This is a genomic window from Bacteroidota bacterium, assembly GCA_030706565.1.
Classification (GTDB): domain Bacteria; phylum Bacteroidota; class Bacteroidia; order Bacteroidales; family JAUZOH01; genus JAUZOH01.
The window spans coordinates 1-1,537 of record JAUZOH010000583.1 but is presented as its reverse complement, the minus strand read 5'-3'; the positions used below and the strand labels follow the sequence as shown (position 1 = coordinate 1,537).

Here is a 1,537-nt window from a genome sequence, read left to right as displayed (position 1 = left end):
CTGGGGAAATGGACAATACCGGTAAGCAAAGTCCTGAGGCCTAAACTTTTGAAATATTTTGAAAAAAATTCATAAGACTAAAGTGATTGATTCGCATTTAAGCCTTTAGTTTCAATCAGTCAATCAAAAATAAAGACCCTCGAAAATAGATAAAGCACCTGATAATAAACACCTTGCTTTATAATATATCTTCTACATCCATTCCGCAGAATTAATTCCTGTCTTCAAAGACAAGGTTAAGATTCGAGCCCCCCATTATTAGTGCAAGTTCTGAAGATATTGTCGTAAATCTAAAACAAAACCTTTTATCACAAATCAACTAATCTCCCTGATAAATAAGCACGTTAGCCATTTACCATCCGATTATTACTACACATGTTCGGTACAATCTCCATTACAGTCATTATTAAAATAAATACCGGAATTTTTCACAATTAATTCCAAGGTAATTACCCAAAAACAAAGATCCCGGCTAGGATAAAATATATTCGATTTCCAATCTGATATTGGAGTAATGCCATTCTTCATTCCTTCACGGCAATGAAAAAAGCAAAGTGCCATATCCCGGATGATCAGCAGTCCAGGGTGATCCTTCCGGACGTATTTTATCGGCAGTCATACGGGTATAGAAGGGATTCAGGTGTTTTCGTTTTTGATAATGATTCCATACTATTTCATACACTCCGCGAAAGCGCCCCCTGTCCTGAGATGCGATCACCGTATGATGGTATTGGCCGGTACGGTCTAGCCATTCCTGAAAAGGCACATCAAAACCCAGATTATATTTGGCTGTATATTCAAATCCCTTCAACAACCGGTTATCCTCGGCACCATAAAGATCAAATCCCTGTTTGTATGCCACCTCACATGCCTCTGCCAGACAGCCAAGTCCGAATTGTGTATGCCCCTGGTCACGGCCACTCTCCTGGCACTGCCCCGATTCATTAATCACATAGTGGATTATACTGCCGTTCCCTTCTCCTTTGTAGTAATAATTTACAGCTTTGTCAAACATTGCTTTGTCATTCAGGAAGACCCCAAAGGCCATCATTCCTTTGATACAGGCGGCATCCCAGTTCCCGTTGGCAAAGGTGGCAAAATTTTCAATAACCGGATAAAGCACAGTACTAACCATTTTTTCAAAAACAGCAATATCTGCATCCTTCCATCCCGCATGGGTATAGCGTATTATTTCAGCTGCATTGACAATCAGAAAGCCGCACAACGAGGCCATCAGCTCCTTGTCATGGTTGATAACCCCTTTAAGTGCTGGGGCATAACCGTTCATAATTTCAATGGACTTGGCCGCATACCTTTTATCACCGGTAATCACCCATTGCAAAGCATTGTAATAGGCAGCCAGACAATCGTCTTCAAAAGCCTTTTTATGCAAATTAGGCTCACCGGGATTAGCTCCCATACGCGAGACAAACTCAAAGGGGCCGTTCATTTTATAATTGTATGAAGCCCTCTGGTCTTTTTTAAACAACTCATATCCCGATTTCCAGGGCTCTTTCCCTTGGACAACCATTGTCCG

The 1,537-nt window shown here is 41.2% G+C and carries 1 protein-coding gene; it reads right to left on the bottom strand.

The window, feature by feature from the left end; genetic code table 11:
* Nucleotides 1-532 precede the first annotated feature (532 nt).
* Nucleotides 533-1,537: alginate lyase family protein (locus Q8907_16980; GenBank protein MDP4275964.1), on the bottom strand; the 1,005-nt coding region annotated here is incomplete at its 5' end.